The sequence below is a fragment of the Brevundimonas sp. genome, from assembly GCF_035627475.1.
Taxonomy (GTDB): domain Bacteria; phylum Pseudomonadota; class Alphaproteobacteria; order Caulobacterales; family Caulobacteraceae; genus Brevundimonas.
The window spans coordinates 1-1,176 of the sequence record NZ_DASPLR010000036.1 but is presented as its reverse complement, the minus strand read 5'-3'; the positions used below and the strand labels follow the sequence as shown (position 1 = coordinate 1,176).

Annotated in this window: 2 protein-coding genes; both read right to left on the bottom strand. The window is 67.2% G+C overall.

Going from position 1 to position 1,176, the window contains the following annotated elements:
• Nucleotides 1-12 precede the first annotated feature (12 nt).
• Nucleotides 13-567: an IS630 family transposase gene (locus VEA62_RS09975; RefSeq protein ID WP_324821170.1), complete on the bottom strand. Its 555-nt coding sequence runs from the start codon at nucleotides 565-567 to the stop codon at nucleotides 13-15.
• Nucleotides 567-1,079 carry a winged helix-turn-helix domain-containing protein gene (locus tag VEA62_RS09970; RefSeq protein ID WP_324821168.1) on the bottom strand — a complete coding sequence of 171 codons (513 nt, stop codon included), beginning with the start codon at nucleotides 1,077-1,079 and terminating at the stop codon, nucleotides 567-569. The genes VEA62_RS09975 and VEA62_RS09970 overlap by 1 nt, the downstream gene beginning before the upstream one ends.
• Nucleotides 1,080-1,176: the final 97 nt, after the last annotated feature.

The window sequence follows — 1,176 nt, the reverse complement described above, 5'->3', positions numbered from 1 at the left end:
ATACCGACTCTCCTATGAAATGACCTTCTGGAGCCACGGCGGGAAGCAGAGGGATTTGATGCGGCCGGTTTCGGCGACGAGCGCGTTCCAGGCGTCGCAACAAGCGTCGATGATGGCGTTCTGATCGGGAAAGACCCGCAGCGACATCAGTTTCTCGCGCAAGAAGAGCCAGATGCGCTCGACCGGGTTGCACTCGGGCGAATAGGGCGGCAAGGGCACGAGGGTGAGGTTGGTGGGAACGACCAGGCTCTTGCTGGCGTGCCAACCGGCGCCGTCGAGGACCATGACGGCGTGGTCGTCCGGAGCCAGGGTGGCGGCGAAATCGGCGAGGAAGCGGGTCATGGCCAGGGTGGACACCGTCGGCAGGACCAGGGCAAAGCCGTCCCCCGTCTTGGGTTCGACGGCGGCATAGAGGTACGTCCAATCGAACCTCTGGTCGCACAGGCCAGGGGGACGCTGGCCCTTCAGCCACCACCGATGACACAGCCGCCCCTTCTGCCCGAACCGCGCTTCATCCTGGAAGAACACGCGGATGCGCTTGCCGGGGTGCGCCTCGGCGGCCTCCATCAGGGCGCTGCGAAGCCCCCTTTTTTGAAGCGCTCCTGCGCTTTGCTCTCGGTTTTCGGGTGAACGGGCCGGGCCTTTTGGCGCGACAGGCCCAGCCGCCTCAGCGTCCGCCCGACGCTGTGCGGATGAAAGGTTTTGCCGAACTTGGTGGCGATCCACACCGCCAGCGCCTCGCAGGTCCAGGTGCACACCCCATCCACGGCAGGGTCCGGCCCCTTGAACACCACGGCGCTCAAGGCCGCCTGCTCCGCGTCGGTCAGCCACTCGGCCCGGTGGCCCTTCGGCCGGTCGAACAGGCCCGCGAGCCCGTCCGTGTTGTAGCGCCGCACCGCGTCGCGCAACGCCTGCCGCTCCATACCCGCCAAGCGTGCCGCCTCCGCACGGTCCAGCCCATCAAGAGCGTTGGCGATGGCGTAGGCCCGCGCCGCCGCTCGGCCGTTGCCGCACCGCCGCGCCCAGTGCCGCAGGTCCGCCGCCGTCATCCCTTCCGCGATCTTGAGGCTCGCCGACATGGTCACCCCCACTCGTGGTGGAGCTTCAGTGAATCATGTTCGCCTTCTTTTGGGAATCCCCTGCGGCCCGAGAGTCAGTTCAGCCGTGAGCCGGTAT